Here is a 21875-nt window from a genome sequence, read left to right on the forward strand (position 1 = left end):
CGATAGCAGGCGAGGTTCACACATTTCGATGCAACGCGTTGTGGGGTTTGGATATGCCTCGAGTCCGCGGGACTGTGCGACTGGACGGGGTGAAATTCGCTGTTGACGTACTCGCAATGGTTTCTTACTGTGCCCGCCCACTTCCCCCCCAAGTCAAGGCGTCACATCTGCCCTGACTTCACGTCGTCGGTGAAGAGAGGCTTATGCAGCAAGCGACTGAGACGAAACCCAGGACGTCGACCAAGTCCTTCGTTCGAGCCGCACCAGCCACCGCCTTTGACCAGTACCTCCTCGACATCCAGAAGCTCCCGCTGATAACCGACCCCGCCGAGGAGCGCCGGTTAGCTCGCCGGGCCCAGCAGGGGGACGAAGTCGCCGCCGAGCGCCTGGTGACCGCGAACCTCAGGTTCGTGATCTCCTACGTGAAGAAGTATCAGGGCCATGGGCTCGACCTCAGCGAACTGGTGGCTATCGGGAACGAGGGCCTGCTCAAGGCCGTTCGAAAGTTCGATCCGGATCAGGGTGTGAAGTTCATCTCCTACGCGGTTTGGTGGGTCAGGCAAGCGGTACTCAAGGCCCTTGCCGAGCAGACGCGAAGCGTCCGCATCCCGCTCAACCAGAACTCGCAGCTCATCCGTCTCTCGCGCGCCGAGACGATCCTCTCCCAGGTCCTCCGCCGCGATCCGTCCGAAGACGAAGTCGCCCGACTCATCGGCGAATCCCCCGAAAATGTTCGCGCCGCGCGCCAGATGACCTCCACCGAGGTCTCGCTCGACGCGCCCATCGACCGCAGCGATCGCGAGGCCTCCACCCTGGGCGAGCGCTTCTCGGGCGTGGACGGGACCGAGATCGAAGACGTGACGGACTTCAAGCTGATGCGCGAGTTCATCACGCGGGTCTTCCAGAAGTACCTGACGCCCCGCGAGCGCAAGATCCTCAGCCTCTACTACGGTCTTGAAGAGGGCTCCGAGGCCATGACGCTCGAGCGCATCGGCGCCCTGCTCGGCGTCACGCGCGAACGCATCCGGCAAATTCGCGAGCGGGCGTTCGAGAAGCTGCGCGAATCGCCCGATGGACATGCGCTCGCGGGGTTCTGGACGGCGGCCTGACCCCTGTTCGGAGCTGGCGTGAAGGCCGGTCCCGCTGGGGCCGGCCTTCGTCGCTTGATGCAGCGACCAATCACATCGTACACGACTCGCCGTTGCATCCCGGCGCGACCGTCGCAATGATTGCGGTCGGGTCCGTCACGAACGAATCAGCAAGGATCAGGGAGCGGGACGCGCGGCAGGATGCCGCATTGGAGATTCCATCGCATGGTCGACGTCGCAACGCAGGACGGTGCTGCGAGCCATCGGGTGCTGCTCATCGACGATGAGCTCACGATCCGACTCGCACTCCGCCGATTCTTCACAAGAATGGGATGGCGGGTGGACGAAGCGACGAACGGCGAGAGCGGCTACTCGATGATCGTGCTCGACGGGCAGCAGACCGCCACCCCACCGTACGACGTGATCATCTCAGACCTTCGAATGCCCGGCCTCAATGGCATCCAGCTCCACGACCGCCTCAAGACGGTGGCGCCAGAGGTGCTCGATCGACTCATCTTCTCCACGGGCGATATCGTCTCCCAGGAGGCGGCCGAGTTCGTGAATTCGTCGGCGTGCGTGGTCCTGCAGAAACCGTTCGAGCTTGCCACGCTGCGCGAGACGATCGAACGCGTCATGCACCACGAACCGCAGGCCTGATTCTGTCGCTGGGGCGGTCGATCGCGTTCGACGCAGGGACTCGAGGTCACTTCAGACCCGTGAGCGCGACATGACACCGCTCGAACGGGAGCTTGGCGACATCGTCGGATCGCGATACGTGCTCGCCGGACGCGGCGAGTTGCTCGCCTATGCGTCGGACGGCCTTCCCGGCTACCATCGATTCCCTGCGCTGGCCGTCATGCCGGGATCGCGCGACGAACTCGTCGCAGTCGTTCGACTGCTGGCGCGCTACCGGGTGCCGTACGTCGCGCGCGGTGCGGGGACGGGACTCTCGGGCGGCGCTCTGGCGGACGGTGCGGTACTCCTCGCGCTGCACCGAATGCGCCGCGTGCTGTCGATCGACCCGGTGAACCGTGTGGCTCGCGTGGAACCGGGAGTGGTGAACATGCACCTCACCCGCGCGGCATCGGCGCATGGACTGCACTACGCGCCGGACCCGTCCAGCCAGGCCGCGTGCACGATCGGTGGGAACGTCGCGGAAAACGCCGGGGGCCCTCACTGCCTCAAGTACGGCGTGACGCTGAACCACGTCGTGGCGCTCACGGTGATTCTTCCGAACGGAGAGCTGGTCTCCCTGGGATCGGACGCGGGTGAAGTCGAAGGCTACGACCTGCTCGGGGCATTCGTCGGCAGCGAGGGATGCTTTGGTGTGGTGGTCGAGGCCACGGTCCGCCTCACACCGGACCCTGAGGCCGTGCGCACCATGCTGGCGGACTTTCCGTCGATCGATGCGGCGGCGCGCGCAACATCGGCGATCATTGCCACGGGCATCGTTCCCGCCGCTCTCGAGATGATGGACCAGCCGACGATCCGGGCGGTCGAGGCATCGATCTATGCCGCGGGCTATCCGGTGGACGCGGCGGCGGTCCTCCTGATCGAAATCGACGGACTCGCGGCCGGGATCGACGCGGACGCGGCACGCATCGAGCGCCTCTGTCGCGACGCGGGCGCCCGCGAGGTGCTCATCGCCGGGGACGAGGCCCAGCGGCTCCGATTGTGGCAGGGGCGCAAGAAGGCGTTCGGGGCCATGGGCCGCATCTCATCACACCTGGTGGTCCAGGATGCGGTGGTGCCGCGAACCAGGCTCCCCGAGATTCTCGCCGAGATCGCGCGGATCGGCGACGAGGAGCGGCTGACGGTGTGCAACGTGTTCCATGCCGGTGACGGGAACCTGCATCCCAATATCCCCTACAACGGAAATGATCCCGGAGAGAGCGCGCGGGTGCATCGCGCGATGCGGCGCATCATGCAGGCGTGCGTGGATGCGGGCGGCAGCGTGACGGGCGAGCACGGCATCGGCCTCGACAAGATGGACTACATGCCGCTCATGTTCTCCGAGGCCTCGCTGGCGGCAATGTGCCGCCTGCGCGAGGTCTTCGATCCCGAGCGCCGTTCGAATCCGGGCAAGGTGGTCCCGGTGCGCTCGTGCCGGGAATGGGCGATGGCGCCCGCAGCAAGAGAACTCGGCGGGAAATCGATCCAGGCGGAGACACACGGGTGACACACGCGGGCGAAGATCAGGCGAATGTGTTGTCGGGGGGGCCCCCCGCGCCCGCCACCAGCGCGGCTCCTCGGTCGACCGCCCTGCGCCCTCGAGACGCCGAGGACCTCGCGCAGATCGTCGCCGATACGGCCGCAAGCGGGCAGGTGCTGCGGATCGTTGGCGGCGGCACCTGGCTCGACGCCGGTCGGCCCGTCGACCCACGCGCCATCCCCCTCGACTGCAGCGGTCTGACCGGCATCACCGAATACGTTCCCGGTGACCTCACCCTCACGGCCAGGGCCGCCACCTCGCTGGCCGACATCGCCGTCGCGACGGCGGAGCACCGGCAATGGCTCGCCCTCGACCCCCATGGCAGCCCCGTCGGGACGCTGGGCGCGACGCTCGCTACCGCGTCACGCGGTCCCCTCGGCGGCAGCATCGGGCTCCCACGCGACGTGGCGCTTGGCCTCGAGTTCGTCGCGGGAAATGGCGATCGCGTGCGGGGCGGCGGTCGTGTCGTGAAAAACGTCGCCGGTTTCGACCTCGTGCGCCTCCAGGTCGGCGCGTGGGGCACCCTCGGCGTCATCACCGAGGCCACCGTGCGCCTGCGCGGACGTCCCGAAGTGGACCGGACGCTCGCCATTTCGCTGCCAGGACAGCCAGGCGCCGTTGGTGCGGCCGTCAGCCGCATCGGCCAGCTGGGCCAGGCACCCGTCGCCGCAGAACTGATCGACGCGACGATGGCTCGGTCGATGGGGCGCGATGCCACGCCGACGCTGCTCGTCAGGTTCATGGGCAACGAGGCCAGCGTCGACGCGCAGGTCGGTCGACTGGAGGGGCTGGGCGACGTGACGATCGCCGATGGCGTCTGGGAGGCGCTCGCGCGTCATGAGGCCGCCGAGGCCATGGTGGTGAGGTTCCCCGGCGCGCCGGCCAACTTCGAGCGCACCTGGACCCGCGCCTGCCTCTGCGCGCCCGATGGCGCAGCCACGCTCCATGGCACGTTCGGGAGCGGGAGCGTGCGGCTGGTGGTGACCGCGACACGCGATCGCCGCGCCGCGGTGCTCACGGCCGCGCTGGCGGGCGGGCCCTGCCTCGTCGAGCGCGCCGCACCACGGGACTGGCTCCAGGTGCCGCCGGCCGCAACGGATCGCTTGTCCGCAGGGGTTCGGCGTGCCTTCGATCCCCGCGGCGTGTTCAATCCCGGTATCCTGGGCACGACATGACACACCTGGGTTCACCTCGGCGCGGGTGCGCCCTGCCCGATTCACCGCTCGCCCGGGAGGCCGCTGGACTCGATGCCTGTGTCCACTGCGGCTTCTGCCTGCCGTCGTGTCCGACCTACCTCGCGCTCGAGGACGAAAACGACTCTCCGCGCGGTCGCATCGTGCTCATGCGGGCGTTGCTCGAAGGCGAACTCGCGCCGAGTGACGACGCGGTCACCCGGCACCTCGATCGATGCCTCGGGTGCCGGGGGTGCGAGAGCGCTTGCCCCAGCGGCGTGCCCTACGGCGCGCTGCTCGAAGCGACGCGCGCGACCATCGCGCGCCATCGGCCGATTCCCGCCGTGGCCCGCGTCATTCTCGCCACCTTCCGGCACCCGTGGCTGCTGCGGATCGCGCTCGCGTTCTCGCGCCTCGTGCGCTGGACACGGCTTCCGCGCCTGCTGTCGGCGCTCCCGCCGCGGGAGGCGTTCCCGTGGGCCATGCTCGCGGCCACGGAGTCCGCGTTGCCCGTCAGCGACTACACACCGCCTGCGCCCGCAGCCGACACGCTCCCCGTCGCCGTGCTGCAGGGGTGCGTCATGCAGGGCCTCTTCGCCGACACGAATCGCGCGACCGAGCGCGTGCTGCGCATGAATGGCTACGGCATGGCGCCGGCGCCCGGACAAGGATGTTGTGGCGCCCTCCACGCCCACGCCGGCGATGACGAAACCGCGCGCGCGCTCGCCCGGCGCAACGTCGCCGCGTTCGAAGCATCCGGAGCCGCGTGGATCGCCGTGAACGCCGCGGGCTGCGGCGCCATGATGAAGGAATACGGCCACCTCCTCGCTCACGATCCGGCATGGGCAGCACGAGCCGTCGCCGTATCCGAGCGTGTTCGAGACGTCACGGAACTGCTCGCCCTCCGCGGCCCGGTCCCGGGGGCGCCGCTGCCCGAACTTCCCACGATCACGTACGACGCCCCCTGCCACCTGCAGCACGCACAGCGCGTCGTGCGACCACCACTCGCGGTCCTCGGCGCGATCCCGGGCCTTCGCCTCGTGCCGCTCCCCGAGAGTGACCAGTGCTGCGGCAGCGCAGGCATCTACAACCTCGTTGAGCCCGAGACGTCCGAACGCGTGCTCGCCACGAAACTCGATCGCATCGCCGAGACCGGCGCCGGACTCGTGGCCACTGGCAATCCCGGGTGCCTGATGCAGATCGGCGCCGGACTGCGGCTGCGCGGCGCCGCTCCACGCACCGTGCATCCCGTGGACCTGCTCGATCGATCGTATGCGCGACTGGCCACTCATGCGTCGTCGCCCGATGCGGATTGACGCCGTCCTCGTGGAGTTCGACGGCGTCGTCGCCGATACCTTCGGCGCGCGGCGGATCGCCGTCGACCGCGCCCTTGCCGAGCACGGGCTCACGCTCTCGGATGACGAGTACTGGGAACTCTGCGCGGGGTGGCCGACTTCCGAAGCCGTGCGCTCCATCAATCGCAAGCGTCGCCTCGATCTGGATGAGACTGCCATCGATCTCCTCGCCCTACACGTGGATCGCGCCTACTCGGCGCATATCGGGAAGGGCGTCGTCCTGGTAGACGGAGCACGGTCGTCCCTGGAGCGGTTTGCGGGACGCGCGAGGGTGGCCGCGGTGAGCCGGCTGAGGCGATCCGATGTCCAGGACCTCATCTCACTGGCGCGACTGGACCACGTCTTCTCGTTCGTGGTGGGCGAGGAAGATGCGTACCCTCCCAAGCCCGACCCCGCACCATACCGCGCCGCCTTGCGCCGGCTCGCGCGATTCCGCGGCGAGCAGCACGGCACCATCGTCGCGCTCGAGAACGGCGTGGCAGGGATCCGCGCGGCGCGCGCTGCCGGCCTGCCGTGCGTCGCGGTCGGCATGCAGCCAGCCCACGTGGCGCTGGAAGCCAACGCGTTCGTCTCCTCCATCACCGGGATGGACATCGCGATGATCGACGAGCTGCTCACGCCGCACGTGGACCCGCCGTGAACGTGCTGCCAGACGACACGCTGGCCCGCGAGTACGCGACGCTTCACGCCGGCGCGCTGCTCGTGTGGCTCCCGGAGCGATCGCTCGGCGTCTTTCGTGGAGCGAAGGCCGCCGAGGTGCTCAACGGGCTGGTCAGCAACGAAGTCGCCGCCCTGGCGCCGGGCGAGGGCAACTACGCCGTCGCCCTGACGCCGCGCGGGAAGATCCTCGCCGACGTACGAGTGCTTCGCTTGGCCGACGCCGTGATGGTGGACGTTCCCGGGCCCGCGGCAACCGGGTGGTGGGGGATGGTCCGGAAGTACGTCAACCCGCGGCTCGCACAATACGAGGAGCTGTCGCCGACGCTGACGGCGCTCGGCGTCTACGGCCCGTCGGCGGCGGATGCCCTTGGGCAGGCGCTCGGAGTTCAGGCCATCGGCCTCGCGCCGTATGCCCACGCGTCGGTAGCTCTCGGCGAGGCCACGGCGACCGTCGCCAGCATTCCGGACGCCGGCGTTCCGGGGTTCGTGATCTACCTGCCGAATGCAGCCAGTGCGGCGGCGCACGCGACCCTGCAGTCCGCCGGGGCGCAGCCTGGCAGTATCGCCACACTGGAGGTGGCGCGCGTGGAAGCCGGGCGACCGGCATGGGGCATCGACATGGACGACACCACGCTGACCCAGGAAGCCCGGCTGGATGATCTCGGCGCCGTGTCGTACAGCAAGGGATGCTACACGGGACAGGAGACGGTGGCCCGCCTGCACTTTCGGGGACATGTGAACCGGCTGTTGCGTGGCGTGTCGTTCGAGCGGGGCTCGGTCGCACGCGGCGCGGCGCTGGTTGGCGCGGAGGGAAACGTCGTCGGCGAGGTGCGCAGCGTCGTGCGGTCACCCCGGCTCGGAGACATCGGGCTGGCCATGGTGCGCCGGGAAGTGGAGCCCGGAACCACCGTCATGGCGCGCACCGACGCGTCGGTCGACGGGATCGCGGCTCGCGTGCTGCGCCTGCCGTTTCCGTCGAGCGCACCACCAACCGCGGGATAGCCGGCGGTACGGTGAAAACACGACGGGGCGCGCTCTCGACGAGCGCGCCCCGCAACGTTACTGCTGCTTGCGTTTAGTGCTTTGTCGCCGAGTCAGCGGCCGGGGCGGCGGAATCCATCTTCATGCCGCTGTCCATCTTCATCGCGGTGTCGACCGGAGCCGGGGCAACGGCCGGCGCAGCGGAATCAACGGCCGGCGCTTCTTCCTTCTTGGCGCAGGCGGCGAGGACGAGCATCGAGGCAGCGAAAGCGAGGCGCTTCATGGAACTTCTCCTGGGGGGGACGGGTGAACGTGCTGGACCACTGTGGTGCGGCACGATCATCGAGACCGTTCCGCGGGAACGCCGTGGTGCGGAGCTTCCAGGTATTTCGTGCGCACTTGGCCCGGAGTTTCCGAGCCGAACAACGCACCACCTCCAGACCCGCACGCGCGACCGGAGCGATGGGGCCGGAATTTATGGCGACGGCTGGCGCTGTCAAGCGGCGCGCTGGCTCCGAAGTCCTTCCGTGGCAACACGTTCGCTTCGGCCCTCCGGGCGGGTCGACCGGAATCACGCCCCACTGCCGGTCGGAGTTCTCCCAGTACTAATTCAGGACGCGGCGCGAACTCGTCTGCGCCAACACGGAGCCGCTCATGGCTGTCACCGTCGATCCCCGCAGCACCCTCGATCAGGACGTCGCCACCACGGTTATTCGTGGCGCCTGCCCACACGACTGCCCGGACACGTGCGCCACGCTCGTCAGCGTGACCGATGGCCGCGCGGTACGCATTCAGGGCGATCCCGACCACCCCGTCACCGCGGGATTCCTGTGCGCCAAGGTCAACCGATACCTCGAGCGCACGTATCACCCCGAGCGCCTGCAATACCCGATGCGGCGCGTCGGCGCCAAGGGATCCGGTCGGTTCGAACGCGTATCCTGGGACGAGGCCCTCGACGACATCGCCGCGCGGCTCGCGCGTATCGCGGCGTCTCATGGCGCCGAAGCCATCCTGCCCTACTCGTACGCAGGGACGATGGGCCTGATCCAGGGCGAGTCCGTCGACCGGCGCTTCTTTCACGCGCTGGGCGCCTCGCAGCTCCTTCGGACCATCTGTTCGACCGCGGGCGGCGAAGGCCTGGCCATGACCAACGGCTCGCGCGTGGGCGCCGACCCGGAGGGCATCGAGCATTCGGACCTGGTGATCCTCTGGGGCACCAACACGCTCACCTCCAATCCGCACCTGTGGCCCTTTGTGCTGCGGGCGCGAGAACACGGGGCCCGCGTGCTGTGCATCGACCCGGTGCGCACGCGCACCGCCGAGCAGCGCGACGAGTGGCTGCCCATCCGGCCCGGGACCGACGCCGCCCTCGCCCTCGCGATCATGCACGTGCTCTTCGACGAGGGACTCGAGGACGCCAACTACCTCGCCCGCTACACCCTCGGCGCCGACGAACTGCGCGAGCGCGTGCGGGCGTGGCCACCCGAGCGTGCCGCCACGATCACCGGCCTGCCAGCCGATCGCATTCGTGCGCTGGGACGCGAATACGGTCGGTCGAAGGCGTGCTTCCTGCGCATCAACTACGGATTGCAGCGACACGCCGGCGGCGGCATGGCGGTGCGCACGATCTCCTGCCTGCCCGCGGTCACCGGCCACTGGCGCCGACCGGGCGGTGGACTGCTGCTGTCGACGAGCGGGAACTTCAGGTTCAATCGTCCGGCCCTCGCCCGACCTGACCTCGGCAAACACACGCGTTCGATCAACATGATCCGGCTCGGCGAGGCGCTCCTCTCCCCTGACGCCGGGGTCGGCGGTCCGCCGGTGCAGGCACTGATCGTGTACAACTCGAACCCGGTGGACGTCGCTCCCGACCGCAACGCCGTCCTCAAAGGCATGGCGCGCGAAGATCTTCTGACCGTGGTGTTGGAGCATTTCCAGACGAACACGGCCGACTGGGCCGACTACGTGCTTCCCGCGACCACCCAGCTCGAACACTGGGACATCCACTTCGCGTACGGCCACAACTACATCACGCTCAATCGTCCCGCGATCGCACCGCTCGGCGAAGCCAGACCAAACTCGGAAGTGTTCCGCGAACTCGGACGACGCATGGGACTCCCGGCGGATCTGTTCGCCGACGACGACGTCGCCCTGATCAGGGTCGCGCTCGACTCGCCGCACGAGCCGCTCCGCGGCGTGAGCTTCGAGGCGCTCATGGAGCACGGGTGGGTGCGGCTCAACATCCCGAGGCCGTACCTGCCCTTTGCCGACGGCGGGTTCGGCACACCGAGCGGGAAGGTGGAGTTTCACTCGGAGCGCATGGCGTCGCTCGGGTTCGACGCCCTGCCGGACTACATCCCGCCGCGCGAGCTGCCGGAGACGGCGCCGGAACTCGCGACACGCTACCCGCTCTCGCTCATCTCTTCGCCCAGGCACTACTTCCTCAACTCGACGTTTGTCAACGTCGCCTCGCTGCGGAAGAGCGGAGAGCCGGAATGCGTCGTGCACCCTAACGACGCCGCGCGACGCAACCTCAGCAGTGGCGCACGCGTGGTCATTCACAACGACCGCGGCCATTTCACCGCCGTGGCACGCATCGAGGACAGTGTGCGCGAGGGCGTCGTGTGGGCGCCATCGATCTGGTGGGGCAAGCTCTCACCCGATGGCCAGAACGCCAACGCGGTCACCTCGCAGGGAGAGACGGACCTGGGCCGCGGACCCGTGTTCTACGACACGCTCGTGGAAGTCAGCATCGCCGACTGAGGCCGACCAGGTGACGAGCCTCCCCGATACTCTTGGCGGCCTCGCCGAACATCCGTTGGGCGAGCGCCGCAGGGTGCTGCGTTCGGTGAAGGCGGAACTCCGCGAGAACCTGCTCCGGCGCCTCCACGAGGGCGGGTCGCTCTTTCCCGGCGTCCTCGGCTACGACGACAGCGTGATGCCGCAGGTGGTGAATGCCCTCCTGGCGCGGCACCACTTCATCCTGCTCGGACTGCGGGGGCAGGCCAAGTCGCGGATCCTCCGTGCGCTCGTGTCCCTCCTCGACGAGCGGATCCCGGTCATCGCCGGGAGCGAGGTGAACGACAACCCGTACGCACCGATCTCGAAGTACGCGCGCGAACTGATCGCGGCGCGCGGCACTGAGACGCCGATCGCCTGGGTCGAACGCGACCAGCGCTACGTGGAGAAGCTCGCGACGCCGGACGTGACGATCGCCGACATCATCGGCGACGTGGACCCGATCAAGGCAGCGCGCGGCGGTCACCTGCTCAGCGACGAGCTGACGATCCACTACGGCATGCTGCCGCGCGCGAACCGGGGCATCTTTGCGCTCAACGAACTCCCGGACCTGGCCGGCAAGGTGCAGGTCGGCCTGTTCAACGTCATGCAGGAAGGAGACGTCCAGATCAAGGGGTACCCGGTACGGCTCCCGCTCGACGTGCTGCTGTGCTTCACGGCCAACCCCGAGGACTACACGGCGCGTGGCCGCATCATCACGCCGCTCAAGGACCGCATCGGGAGCGAGGTGCATACGCACTACCCGGAGACTGTGGACCTCGGCATGCAGGTCACGGCGCAGGAAGCGTGGGTCGATCGTGGTGGGCTCCCGGCCCGGGTTCCCGACTTCGTCGCCGAGGTGATCGAGCGCGTGGCCTTCGAGGCTCGCACCGACAAGCGCATCGACCGGCGCTCGGGCGTCTCGCAACGACTGCCGATCTCGCTGATGGAGAGCGTCGTCTCCAACGCCGAGCGGCGTGCCGTGCGCCTCGGCGAACGCGAAGTGGTGCCGCGGCTCTCCGACCTGTACGCAGCCTTGCCGGCCATCACCGGCAAGATCGAGTTGGAGTACGAAGGCGAACTGATCGGCGCTCCGGTCATCGCCCGCGAGCTGATCCGTCGCGCCGCGGATGCCACGACCCGCGATCGCGCCGGTCATTTCGATTCCGACGCGATCGTGCTCTGGTTCGAGCAGGGATCGGCGCTGCAGGTCACCGACGATGTGGAGTCCGCCACGCTGCAGCAGGCCTTTGCCACAGTGCCCGGTCTCCTCCCGCTCGTGCGCACCCTTGGCCTCGCCGCACCGGACGACGCGGCGGTGGAAGCCGCCGCGTGCGAACTCCTGCTCGAAGCGCTCGTCGCGCGACGGAAGCTGAGCCGGAGCGATGGCGGGGAGTTCGTGCGAGCGGCTCACGAGCAGCGCCGGCGCCCCGGGCAGGAACCGATGGGCGGTGGCATGTCCGCCTGACCGACTCATGGCGCGCGCAAGCGTCCCACCCGAGCAGGCCTCGACGACGGGGCCCATCGTGATCCGGCGCGCGAGCCGTGAAGACTTCGAAACCGTGCTCGCCCTGCGCCAGGCACTGCGGCGCGAAGAACGGCCCGACGAGGAGCCGATCGACGAAGAACTGCGGGCCATGACCCGACGCCAGCTCAGCGCCAGCGGCCAGATCATCTTCCTCGCCGACGACGGTCATCGCACCATCGGCATCCTGCGCTGCGCGCTCCAGGCGCCGCTGGACCGTGTCACACGTTCGGCACTGCTGACCACCGCGTACGTCCGACCCGCCTGGCGGCGCCAGGGCGTCATGGCGCGGCTCGTGCAGGCCGCCTCGGACTGGTGCCTGCGCCACGATGTACGCGACCTCCGATTGCGCAACGCGCCCGACAACGCCGCGGCCAACGGAGCCTGGGAGGCACTCGGCTTCAAGGTCGTGCAGGTCATCCGCCACCGGCGCACGGAGCCCTGACGTGTCTGTCATCACGATCTCGCGCATGTTCGGCTCCGGAGGCTCGGAGATCGCGCGCCTCGTCGCGGAGAACCTCGGATGGCAGCTGCTCGACAACGCATTCGTAGAGCGGGTGGCGGCGCGGCTGCACGCCACCCCGGCGGTGGTCGAAGCCATCGAGGAGAAGGCGCCGTCGCTGGCCGAGCGCATCGCGAACGCCCTGGCGTACGGGTCACAGGAGATGCTGTCTGCCCCGATGCACGCGCCGCTCCCGCCCTCGGAGGAACGTGTGCTCGAGGTCACGCGGAGCGTGATCGACGATGCCGTCGCGCGCGGACCGGTGGTCCTCGTCGGGCGCGGGGCGCAGATGCGGCTCGCCTCGCGCGAAGATGCCGTCCACGTGTTGTGCACCGCACCGCGCGAGGCGGCGATCGCGCGGGTGATGCAGCGCGAGCGGCTCGCGCACGACGAAGCCGGTCGGCGGGTCGACGAGGAGAACCAGCGGCGCACGAAGTTCGTCAAGCGCTACTGGAATCGGAGCTGGCTGGACGCGTCGAACTACCACCTGTGCGTCAACACGGCATGGACCGGGATCGACGGCGCCGCCGAGCTCATCGTGCGACTGGCGAGCGAGCACGGCCTCTCGGCCATGTCGTGAGGCTAAAGTGACCGGATCTCCGGATACCGCCTGAAGGCCCATCGGCCATAGACCGCCATCAGGACGGCGGACAGGGCCAGGGTCCACGAGATGCCGATCACGCCGGCCACGGAACCCGCCGCGAATGCGCCGACGACCTGCGGCAAGCCGACGACGATCAGCGAGTAGATGGCCATCAGCCGCCCGCGGAACTCGTCAGGCACGATCGCCTGCATGATCGTGTTGCCCACCGCCGAATTGACGATCAGCACGCACCCGGTCGCCAGGAGCACGACGTAGGACAATGACGGAACGCGAGACAGGGAGATGAGCAGGATCAGCCCGGCCAGTACGAACTGCGAGCGCACGAGCAGCGGACCGCGGCGAAGCCGGGCGCTGGATGCTGCGAGGCCGAGCGCGCCGATCAGCCCGCCGATACCAACGGCCGACAACAGCACCCCGTAGCCGCTCGCACCAAGACCCAGCTGTTCGCGCGCCATCACCGGCATGAGGGCCAGCGTCGGCGTGCAGAGGATCGCGAACACCGAAATCGTTTCGACGAGTCCGCGCAACCGACGGTCGCCGGTGACGTGGCGAACGCCGGTGAACATGCCCTCCCACGGTGTTTCGGTGGGCGGGACCAGGGCTTTCGGGGGCAGCTTGATCAGCGCGAGACCGGCGAGCACGGTCAGGTAGCTCACCGCATTCACCCCGAAGCACCAGGCGAGCCCCCAGCGCGCGATGATCGCGGCCGCGATGGCCGGTCCGAGGATACGCGCCAGGTTGAAGCCTGACGAGTTGAGCGCGATCGCGTCGCGCAGATCCTCGCGACCCACGAGGTCGATCATGAGCGACTGTCGCGCCGGTATCTCGAAGCTCGTGATGATGCCGCCGAGCGTAGCGAGCGCGATCAGGCCGGGGACGGTGATCTGTCCACGCCACGTGAAGTACCACAGGAGCGCGGCCTCCACGAGGAGCATGCCCTGCGCCAGACGAACGATCCGCAGCTTGTCGCTCCGATCGACGATGACGCCGGCGTACAGCGAAAAGAGGAGGATGGGAAGCGCGGAACTCGCGGCCACGAGGCCGACCACAAAGGCACTGTCGGACAGCTCCAGGGCGAGCCACCCCATCGCCATCGACTGCATCCACGTACCGACGAGCGACAGGGTCTGCCCGATCCAGAAGCGCCGGAAGTTCGCGTGCGTCAGCAGGACGCGAAATGGATTGACCGGCCGGCGGGCGTTGGCGTGCACGGGGGAAACATAGTGGCGCGCGGGAACCCGCCTTAGCTTGCAGGCGTTGCTCCCAACGCCATGCGCTTCCACACCTATTCGAAGTTCTCCCCGGAAGCCGCGGACGCCGTCGACCTCGAGGCGCTGCTCGAACAGCTCTCCGACTTTCTGCTCCAGTCGGGCTTTGCCGGTGGTCCGACCTGGCACCCGATGTGGGGAGACTCGGGTGACGATCCCGACCGTTCGATGGACGCACTGAAGGAGGCCATCCTCCAGGCACTCATCGACTCGGGCCAGTTCACGCCGGAGATGCTGCGGGCTTTGCGTGGCGTCGACGACGAGGCATCCCAGGCCTCACTGGCCGAGCTGCTCGATCGGATCGTCCAGCGCCTCATGGAGCAGGGCTACCTCACGGCGCAGGCCCCGCCCCAGATGCCGGCGTCGCATCAGCCGGTCGAAGGGCCGGGTGGCCTGGCGCGGGCGGCATCGCGCGACGTGCAGTTCTCGCTGACCAGCAAGGGCATCGACCTCCTGGGCTACAAGGCCCTGCGGCAGATCCTCGGCTCACTCGGCCGCAGCTCGTTCGGCAGCCACGAGACGCCGCACCTCGCCACCGGCGTGGAAGCCGACGCGGGCAGCAAGCCCTATGAGTTCGGCGACACGCTCAACCTCGACGTCAACGGCACGCTCGCAAACACGCTCACCCGCACAGGATCGCTGGGGTTCCCGCTCGACGTCGACTATCCGGACCTGATGGTCAACCGCGCCGAGTACCGATCGTCATGTGCGACCGTGCTGATGCTCGACTGTTCGCACTCGATGATCCTCTACGGCGAGGATCGCTTTACGCCCGCCAAGAAGGTCGCTCTCGCGCTGACGCACCTGATCCGAACCGGATTCCCGGGTGACACGATCCGCGTGGTGCTCTTCCACGACACGGCGGAGGAGATCCCCGTTGCGGCCCTCGCGCATGCACAGGTCGGCCCCTACCACACGAATACCGCCGAGGGACTCAAGCTCGCGCGCCGCCTCCTGCTGGCGCAGAAGAAGGACATGCGCCAGATCGTGATGATCACGGACGGAAAGCCGAGCGCACTGACGATGCCCGACGGGCAGGTCTACAAGAACGCGATGGGCCTCGATGCCTGGGTCATCCGCGAGACCTTGCGCGAAGTCGCCGACTGCCGTCGCGCGGGCATCATGATCAACACGTTCATGCTCGCGCGTGATCGGGCGCTGGTCGACTTCGTGAAGCACGTCTCGGCCATCAGTCGCGGCAAGGCGTATTTCACCAACACGATGACACTCGGCCAGTACATCCTGATGGACTTTCTGAAGAAGAAAACGAGGCGGGCGGGATAGGGGGTTGGGCCCGTTCGCCGGAGGGGCCGACTGGGGCCTGTGCCAGCGAGGAGGCTCAGCCGCATTGGTCGGGCGCTGTTCCCAGGTCCGTTGAGGCGTGCTCTATCCGGTGGCCACGGTCCATCGCTGGACCAGGCTGGGCGAGCGGGCAGATGGTCTCCCTGGACCCTCTTGACATCTTCGGGTGGCCTGCCGATACTCAGGCCACAATCGAACGAGATACGTGGCGATTTACGGCAACTTGCGGCCACGCTAAACAAACGCTAAACAGCCCATCCGTCCCCGAGGCTATGCCGTCCGGGGACTTTTTGTTTCCGGGTCTTCCGGGACGGATGGACGGAGAGGAAAGGGCACCATGGCTACACCCGTCCTGCGCCTGGGACTGATCGGCTTCGGCACGGTCGGACAGGCATTTGCGCGAGGGCTCGCACAGTCTGCGGATCGGCTCGCCTCGCGGCTCTCCGCGCGGATTCGCTTGGCGCGCGTGGCGGTTCGGGTACCGCAGAAGGTACAGCCCGCGTGGCCTGATCTTCGGATCGGCGATGATCCGCTCGCCCTGGCCTCTGACCCCTCGGTCGACATCGTGGTCGAGGCAACGGGAGCGGATACGGCATGCGGGTGGCTCACCACCGCGCTCAATCGCGGCGCCGTCACCGTTTCTGCGAACAAGCAGGCCGTTGCCGGATCACTGCCTCTCCTCCAGGCGCTGGCGGACCGCCATCCGCTCTTTCACTGCGAAGGTGCGGTGGCCGCGGCGATCCCGATCGTTCGCGCGCTCCGCGAAGGGCTGGACGGCGAGGACATCCTCGACATCCGCGGCATCCTGAACGGAACGAGCACCTTCATCCTCTCCGAAGTCGAGCGGGGCGCGGAGTTCGCAGCGGCCTTTGCGCGCGCGGAGTCCCTTGGCTTTGCCGAGCGCGGCAGCCGCGCCGACATCGACGGCAGCGATGCCGCGGCAAAGCTCGCGATCCTTGCTTCCACGGCGTGGCGCACCCCCATCGTGCGCGAGCGGGTGCGGGTGCGTGGATTCGATGAGCGCATCGTCGCGCAGGCTCGTCAGGCCTTCGGTGCCCAGCGTCGCGTGCGCCTCGTCGCCGAGGCGTGGCAGGCGGACGGACCCCGCCTGATCGTGGAACCGCGCGTGCTCGACGGCGACGATCCGCTGGCCACGGTCACCGGCGTCACCAACGCCGTGGAACTCACCGCCGTGCTCGCGGGGCAGCTCCGCTGGTTCGGCCCCGGGGCGGGTGGTGACCGCACCGCATCAGCCCTGCTCGGCGACGTGCTCGCCGGTGCACGCACGCTGCTCTCTGGCGGGCTCGGGAGGGTCGCCGCATGACCACGACGGTCGCACCTGACACGCTCGTCCCGTTCCCGCTGGAGTGCGCCAACTGCGGCGTGTCGCACACGAGCGACCGCCCGGCGGCGATCTGCCCCGAATGCCTCGGCCCGCTCGAGGTGGTGTACCCGGAGGGTCGCTCCCTTCCCGATCGCGCCACCATCGCGGCGAGACCGCCCACGCTCTGGCGCTATCGCGAGTGGCTCCCCTTTGAAGGAACGCCGCTGGCCGCGCGCGACACCGGGTGGACGCCGCTCGTCGAGGCCCCGCGGGTCGCATCCGCGTTAGGCGTGCGCCGTGCCTGGCTCAAGCTCGATACGCTGTCCAACCCGTCGCTCTCGTTCAAGGATCGCGTGGTCACCACGGCGATCAACGCCGTGCGTGCCTTCGGACTGGAGGCGATCGCGTGCGCGTCCACCGGCAACCTCGCGAACGCGGTGGCCTCGGCCGCCGCGCGCGAAGGGTTGCCGGCCTGGATCTTCGTCCCACATGACCTGGAGATCGCGAAACTGGTCGGAACCCTCGTCTACGGTCCGCGACTCGTGCGCGTTCGGGGAACGTATGACGATGTGAACCGGCTCTGCGCCCAGCTCGCCGACGAGTATCCGTGGGGCATCGCCAACGTGAACCTCAGGGCGTACTACGGCGAAGGCTCCAAGACCATGGCCTTCGAAATCGCCGAGCAGTTGGAATGGCAGCTGCCAACGGCGGTCGTCGCGCCGATGGCCGGTGGCTCCCTGGTCACCAAGCTGCGCAAGGGCTTCGGTGAGTTCATCGATGCCGGGCTCGTGGACGACGCGCTCCCGCGGGTCTTCGGCGCGCAGGCATCGGGTTGCGCCCCGATCGTGCGTCTGTTCGAACGCGGCAGCGGCGGCATCGTCCCCGAAGTACCGTCCACCATCGCGCGCTCTCTGGCGATCGGCAATCCGGCCGACGGCGTCGCCGCTGCGCGAGTCCTCAGGGAAACCGGTGGCGGCGCCGCGGCGGTGAGCGACGACGAGATCCGCGACGCGATCCGTGAGCTCGCGTCCCTTTCCGGTGTGTTTGGTGAGACCGCCGCGGGCGTGACGTATGCCGGCGCCAAGGCGCTCGCGCGAAGCGGAGCCCTCACGGCCAAGGACGACGTGGTGCTCTGCCTCACGGGCAACGGCCTCAAGACGGCCGAGGCGCTCACCGCTGACCTCGACCAGGTGCCGACGATCGCACCGCGCCTCCGCGAGGTCGAAGCCCTGGTTTCCTGACGCCACCGCGCGCGTGATCCATGCGCGCGACTTCCTTCCGATCTCATCGAGTTCCGACTCATGCCGATTCCTGTCCGACTCCCCTCCGCCCTGGCGGCCCAGGCCGGTGGCAACCGAAAGCTCGACGCCGAAGGATCCACCGTGGGCGCCGTCCTCGATCACGTCGTGGAGCGCTTCCCGAGTGTAGGCCCTCGCCTGCGCGACGCGGCCGGCGAATTGTATCCGTTCGTCACGGTGTACCTGAACGACCAGGACATCCGGTTCGCCGACGGGTTCGCCACCGCGGTCCGCGAAGGCGACGAAGTCGTCATCGTCCCGGCTGTCGCGGGAGGCTAGCTTCCGATGGGTACGCTCACCGAACCCGTGACCACGGCTGACGTGGACCTTCCCGAACTCTCCGCCAGCGAACTCGCCCGCTATAGCCGTCACCTGCTCCTGCCCGAGGTCGGGGTCGAGGGTCAGCGGAAGCTCAAGGCGGCCCGCGTGCTGCTCATCGGCGCCGGGGGCCTCGGATCACCGGCAGCGCTCTACCTCGCCGCAGCGGGCGTTGGCACGCTGGGCATCGTCGACTTCGACGTCGTCGACGTGACCAACCTGCAACGACAGATCCTGCACGGCACCCGGGACGTGGGCCGCTCGAAGCTGGCCTCGGCGACCGAGCGCCTGTTGGACGTCAACCCGCACCTGAACGTCGAGGCGCACGAGGCCCGGTTCACTTCGGCGAACGCGCGCGAACTCGTCAGGCAGTACGACCTCGTCGTCGACGGCACCGACAACTTCGCCACGCGCTACCTCGTGAACGATGCCTGCGTGCTCGAGGGGCGGCCCAACGTCTATGGCTCGATCTTCCGGTTCGACGGGCAGGCGTCGGTGTTCTGCACCACCGATGGTCCGTGCTACCGCTGCCTCTATCCGGAGCCGCCACCGCCGGGGCTCGTCCCCAGCTGCGCCGAGGGCGGCGTGCTCGGCGTGTTGCCGGGCCTCATCGGAACTCTGCAGGCCACCGAAGCCATCAAGCTCATCCTGGGTGTGGGGGAGCCGCTCATCGGCCGCCTCACGCTCGTCGACGCGCTCGGCGCACAGTGGCGCGTGGTCAAGGTGCGCCGGAACCCGGCCTGCCCGGCGTGCGGCACCCGCGAGCTCACGGAACTCGTGGACTACGACCAGTTCTGCGGCCTCAGGAACGTGCCAACGGAAGCTCCGGTCCCGGAGACCACGCCTCGCGAAGTGGCCGATCGCCTCGCCCGTGGCGATGACTTTGATCTGATCGACGTGCGCGAACCGTATGAAGTGAAGATCGCCGCGTACCCCAGGGCCACCCTGATCCCGCTGGGCACCCTGCCTGACGAGATCTCGTCCCTCGATCGCTCGCGCGAGATCGTCCTCGCCTGTCGCAGCGGTGCGCGAAGCGCCAAGGCCGTACGGCAGCTGCAGGCTGCTGGCTTCACAAAGGTGTGGAACCTCGCCGGTGGCATCCTGCGCTGGGCCGACGACGTGGACACGACGCTCACGAAGTACTGAGCCCACGCACGAAGGGAGGCACGCGCCCGGGCTCGCACCAGCGACCCCGGGCGCGTCGTCGTTTCCGGTTACGTTGTGGCGGTGTCACGCGATTGTCGCCTCCCCCGTTCGCTCGACCTGGCCCACGCGAAGCGCGTCTCGCGGCGCCTGCGGACCTGGTTCGCCCGTCACGGCCGCGACCTGCCGTGGCGCGCCACGCGCGACCCGTATCGCGTGCTCGTGTCGGAGCTGATGCTTCAGCAGACGCAGGTCGCACGCGTCGTGACATTCTATGACCGGTTCCTGGAGCGATTCCCGACGGTGCATGCACTCGCCGACGCATCCGAAGCGGACGTCACCGATGCCTGGCAGGGACTCGGCTACTACGCGCGGGCCCGGAACCTCCATGCCCTGTCGCGGCGCGTCGTGCGCGAACACGGCGGAACCCTGCCGTCGGCGCCGGTCGAGCTGCGTCGCCTGCCCGGCGTTGGTGCCTACACGGCCGGTGCGGTCGCGTCGTTCGCGTTCGAGGAGTCGGCGGCTCTCGTGGACACCAACGTCGCCCGGGTGATCGCCCGCATCTTTGCACCGCACCTGCGCCCGCGACGCGCCCGTGACCTTACGCGGATCTGGGCCGTCGCCGAGGCCATCCTTCCCGCGCGCGGCGCCACCGCGTGGACGCACAACCAGGCCCTCATGGAACTCGGCGCCCTCGTCTGCACGGCACGCACGCGGCGGTGCGAGGTGTGCCCCGTCGCCAGCCGATGCCTGACGAGGCAGCGAGAGCGAAGGCAGAAGGAACGCACCTGAGGTGTAGGGTGCCTGACGCGCTATCCCGAACGGGTCAGTCGCAGCGAGCCGAAAAAGAAACGGAGCGACGATGTCGCCCCGTTCTCCTGCCGTGACCCGCGCGCGCCGCGCCTACTTGAGGATCTTCTTCTTGCGGTCGAGCGTGTGCGTGTAGGCGCGTTCGTCGTGGCCCGTATAGATCTGCCGCGGCCGCGCGATCTTCTGTTCCTTGTCGAGCAGCATCTCTTCCCACTGCGCCAGCCAGCCGGCCATGCGCGGAATCGCAAACAGGACCGTGAAGTAGTCGGTGGGGAACTTCATCGCGCGGTAGATCAGACCCGTGTAGAAGTCCACGTTGGGATAGAGCTTGCGTCCGATGAAGTAGTCGTCTTCGAGGGCAATGCGCTCGAGCTCGAGCGCGATCTCGAGGTCCCTGTCCATCCCCGCGACCTTGAAGACGTCGTACGCGAGCTGCTTCACGATCCTGGCCCTCGGATCGTAGCTCTTGTAGACGCGGTGCCCAAAGCCCATGAGACGCTCGCCGCCCTTGCCGGCCTTCACTTCCTCGATGAACGGCTTCACCTGCTTCACGTCGCCGATCTTCTCGATCATGCGCAACACCTGCTCGTTGGCGCCGCCATGCAGCGGACCGAACAGCGCCATCACGCCAGCGGCCGCCGCGCTGAACGGATCGACGTGCGACGAACCCACCGCGCGGACCGCGTTGGTCGAGCAATTCTGTTCGTGGTCGGCGTGCAGGATGAACAGCACTTCGATCGCGCGCTCGAACACCGGGTTCGGCACGTACTTCGCTTCCGACATCCGCGCGATCATCGACAGGAAGTTCCCGGCGTACGACAGGTCGTTGTCCGGATAGACGAATGGCAATCCCTTCACGTGCCGGTAGCAGAACGCCGCGAGGGTCGGCACCTTGGCGAGCAACCGGATGATCGCAATGTCGCGCTGCTCCGGCTCGTGGATGCGGCGGGACTCGGGATAGAACGAGGACAACGCGGCCACGGCCGATCCAAGCATCGACATCGGGTGCGCATCGTAGCGGAACCCTTCGAGGAACCGCTTGATGTTCTCGTGCACGTAGGTGTGGTACGTGATGTGGTGCACCCACTTGTCGTACTCGGCCTGCGTGGGCAGCTCGCCGTGGCGCAGCAACCACGCGACTTCGAGGAACGATGCCTTCTCGGCCAATTGCTCGATGGGGTAGCCTCGATACCGGAGGATCCCGACGTCCCCGTCAATGAACGTGATCGCGCTCCGGCACGAGGCCGTGTTCATGAACGCGGGATCGTAGGACATCATTCCGAAGTCGCTCGCGTTCACCTTGATCTGCTTCAGGTCAGCGGCGCGGATGGTGTCGTCAGTGATCGGCACCGTGTACGTCTTGCCGGTGCGACTGTCCCTGATCTCGAGGACGTGGGTCGAGGACGCCCCAGGCGTCGCCGTCGTGCTCATGTGCGTGATCTCCAGGTGCCTGATCTGCCGGCTTCGCGTGCGTGCGAAGTCCGTTGCGGAAAGCTAGCGCACTTCGACCCACGTCAGAACCGCGCGGCGCACGC

At 68.2% G+C, this 21875-nt stretch carries 20 protein-coding genes; 17 read left to right on the forward strand and 3 right to left on the reverse strand.

Annotated elements, in window-relative coordinates:
- Positions 1–203 precede the first annotated feature (203 nt).
- The 7 genes from IT361_00840 (at position 204) to IT361_00870 (ending at position 7489) form a co-directional block, all read left to right on the forward strand.
- A complete protein-coding gene (locus IT361_00840) occupies positions 204–1109 on the forward strand; it encodes an RNA polymerase sigma factor RpoD/SigA (protein MCC6316204.1) in 906 nt (301 codons plus the stop codon).
- Positions 1110–1313: 204 nt separating this feature from the next.
- Entirely contained in the window at positions 1314–1745 is a 432-nt protein-coding gene (locus tag IT361_00845; GenBank protein ID MCC6316205.1) for a response regulator, read from the forward strand.
- Between the two features lie 70 nt (positions 1746–1815).
- On the forward strand, positions 1816–3267 hold the full coding sequence (locus IT361_00850) for an FAD-binding protein (GenBank protein ID MCC6316206.1): 1452 nt from the start codon (positions 1816–1818) through the stop codon (positions 3265–3267).
- Complete coding sequence (locus tag IT361_00855) at positions 3264–4475, forward strand: FAD-binding protein (protein MCC6316207.1); 1212 nt, start codon at positions 3264–3266, stop codon at positions 4473–4475. The genes IT361_00850 and IT361_00855 overlap by 4 nt, the downstream gene beginning before the upstream one ends.
- Positions 4472–5788 carry a 4Fe-4S dicluster domain-containing protein gene (locus IT361_00860; GenBank protein ID MCC6316208.1) on the forward strand — a complete coding sequence of 439 codons (1317 nt, stop codon included), beginning with the start codon at positions 4472–4474 and terminating at the stop codon, positions 5786–5788. Before IT361_00855 ends, IT361_00860 begins: the two co-directional genes overlap by 4 nt.
- On the forward strand, positions 5778–6467 hold the full coding sequence (locus tag IT361_00865; protein ID MCC6316209.1) for an HAD family hydrolase: 690 nt from the start codon (positions 5778–5780) through the stop codon (positions 6465–6467). Before IT361_00860 ends, IT361_00865 begins: the two co-directional genes overlap by 11 nt.
- A complete protein-coding gene (locus IT361_00870) occupies positions 6464–7489 on the forward strand; it encodes a folate-binding protein YgfZ (GenBank protein ID MCC6316210.1) in 1026 nt (341 codons plus the stop codon). The genes IT361_00865 and IT361_00870 overlap by 4 nt, the downstream gene beginning before the upstream one ends.
- 73 nt (positions 7490–7562) lie before the next feature.
- On the opposite strand, the gene IT361_00875 is transcribed toward IT361_00870, so the two are convergent.
- Positions 7563–7751 carry a hypothetical protein gene (locus IT361_00875; GenBank protein MCC6316211.1) on the reverse strand — a complete coding sequence of 63 codons (189 nt, stop codon included), beginning with the start codon at positions 7749–7751 and terminating at the stop codon, positions 7563–7565.
- 371 nt (positions 7752–8122) lie between these two features.
- Between IT361_00875 and IT361_00880 the strand changes: the two genes are divergently transcribed.
- Genes IT361_00880 through IT361_00895 form a run of 4 tightly spaced genes read left to right on the forward strand, consistent with a single transcriptional unit; the run spans position 8123 to position 12853 of the window.
- Positions 8123–10231, forward strand: a complete 2109-nt coding sequence (locus tag IT361_00880; protein MCC6316212.1) for a molybdopterin oxidoreductase family protein — start codon at positions 8123–8125, stop codon at positions 10229–10231.
- A gap of 10 nt (positions 10232–10241) precedes the next feature.
- Positions 10242–11714, forward strand: coding sequence for a sigma 54-interacting transcriptional regulator (locus IT361_00885; protein MCC6316213.1), 1473 nt, complete (start codon positions 10242–10244; stop codon positions 11712–11714).
- A gap of 7 nt (positions 11715–11721) precedes the next feature.
- Positions 11722–12216 (forward strand): GNAT family N-acetyltransferase, encoded by a 495-nt coding sequence (locus IT361_00890; protein MCC6316214.1) that lies wholly within the window; start codon positions 11722–11724, stop codon positions 12214–12216.
- 1 nt (position 12217) lies between these two features.
- Positions 12218–12853 (forward strand): cytidylate kinase-like family protein, encoded by a 636-nt coding sequence (locus tag IT361_00895; protein ID MCC6316215.1) that lies wholly within the window; start codon positions 12218–12220, stop codon positions 12851–12853.
- A gap of 2 nt (positions 12854–12855) precedes the next feature.
- On the opposite strand, the gene IT361_00900 is transcribed toward IT361_00895, so the two are convergent.
- On the reverse strand, positions 12856–14088 hold the full coding sequence (locus IT361_00900) for an MFS transporter (protein MCC6316216.1): 1233 nt from the start codon (positions 14086–14088) through the stop codon (positions 12856–12858).
- Positions 14089–14148: 60 nt separating this feature from the next.
- Here IT361_00900 and IT361_00905 point away from each other — a divergent pair, with 60 nt between their 5' ends.
- The 6 genes from IT361_00905 (at position 14149) to IT361_00930 (ending at position 20322) form a co-directional block, all read left to right on the forward strand.
- Positions 14149–15429 (forward strand): VWA domain-containing protein, encoded by a 1281-nt coding sequence (locus IT361_00905; GenBank protein ID MCC6316217.1) that lies wholly within the window; start codon positions 14149–14151, stop codon positions 15427–15429.
- 355 nt (positions 15430–15784) lie between these two features.
- Positions 15785–16771, forward strand: a complete 987-nt coding sequence (locus tag IT361_00910; GenBank protein MCC6316218.1) for a homoserine dehydrogenase — start codon at positions 15785–15787, stop codon at positions 16769–16771.
- On the forward strand, positions 16768–18012 hold the full coding sequence (thrC, locus tag IT361_00915; GenBank protein MCC6316219.1) for a threonine synthase: 1245 nt from the start codon (positions 16768–16770) through the stop codon (positions 18010–18012). Before IT361_00910 ends, thrC begins: the two co-directional genes overlap by 4 nt.
- A gap of 60 nt (positions 18013–18072) precedes the next feature.
- A complete protein-coding gene (locus IT361_00920) occupies positions 18073–18348 on the forward strand; it encodes a MoaD/ThiS family protein (GenBank protein ID MCC6316220.1) in 276 nt (91 codons plus the stop codon).
- 6 nt (positions 18349–18354) lie between these two features.
- On the forward strand, positions 18355–19533 hold the full coding sequence (gene moeB / locus IT361_00925) for a molybdopterin-synthase adenylyltransferase MoeB (GenBank protein MCC6316221.1): 1179 nt from the start codon (positions 18355–18357) through the stop codon (positions 19531–19533).
- A gap of 81 nt (positions 19534–19614) precedes the next feature.
- Positions 19615–20322 (forward strand): A/G-specific adenine glycosylase, encoded by a 708-nt coding sequence (locus IT361_00930; protein MCC6316222.1) that lies wholly within the window; start codon positions 19615–19617, stop codon positions 20320–20322.
- Positions 20323–20433: 111 nt separating this feature from the next.
- Here the strand turns inward: IT361_00930 and IT361_00935 are convergent, their stop codons facing one another.
- Positions 20434–21771: a citrate synthase gene (locus IT361_00935; GenBank protein MCC6316223.1), complete on the reverse strand. Its 1338-nt coding sequence runs from the start codon at positions 21769–21771 to the stop codon at positions 20434–20436.
- Between the last annotated feature and the right edge of the window lie 104 nt (positions 21772–21875).

The organism is Gemmatimonadaceae bacterium (genome assembly GCA_020846935.1).
Classification (GTDB): domain Bacteria; phylum Gemmatimonadota; class Gemmatimonadetes; order Gemmatimonadales; family Gemmatimonadaceae; genus RBC101.